Source organism: Kribbella sp. NPDC049584 (genome assembly GCF_040675555.1).
GTDB lineage: Bacteria > Actinomycetota > Actinomycetes > Propionibacteriales > Kribbellaceae > Kribbella.
Genome location: NZ_JBFAPF010000002.1, coordinates 770183 through 770710 on the forward strand (window position 1 = coordinate 770183; position 528 = coordinate 770710).

The 528-nt window shown below is 75.0% G+C and carries 1 protein-coding gene; it reads left to right on the top strand.

Annotated features, from left to right (window positions below):
- Positions 1–528 (top strand): NTP transferase domain-containing protein (locus AB0J62_RS10385; RefSeq protein WP_363867753.1); only part of this gene is annotated, 528 nt, incomplete at both ends.

Below are 528 nucleotides of genomic sequence, written 5' to 3' on the forward strand. Positions count from 1 at the left end.
TTCGCCGGAGGTGCCGGCTGCTGGTGGGGTTTCGCCGGAGGTGCCGGTCGCGGGTGGGGATTCGCCGGAGGTGCCGGTCGCGGGTGGGGATTCGCCGGACGTGCCTGTCGCTGGTCTGGTGCTGGCCGCCGGTGCCGGCCGCCGGATGGGTAGGCCGAAGGCGCTCATCCGCGATGGGGAGGGTGTGCCGTGGGTTGTTCGTACGGCGCGGGTGCTCGCCGGGGCAGGCTGCTCACCGGTCGTGGTGGTGGTCGGAGCCTCCGCGGGCGAGGTCCGCGCCGAGCTCATCGCCGAGCCGGTCCAGGTGGTCGAAGCAAGAAACTGGACAGAAGGCATGAGCGCCTCCCTCCGAGCCGGCCTAGCGTCCCTCCGCGCCCCCGCCTCCTCGTCCGCCTCAGCCACGCCCGCCGCCTCCGCGACACCCGCCTCAACCACGCCCGCCGCCTCCGCGACACCCGCCTCAACCACGCCCGCCGCCTCCGCGACACCCGCCTCAACCACGCCCGCCGCCTCCGCGACACCCGCCAC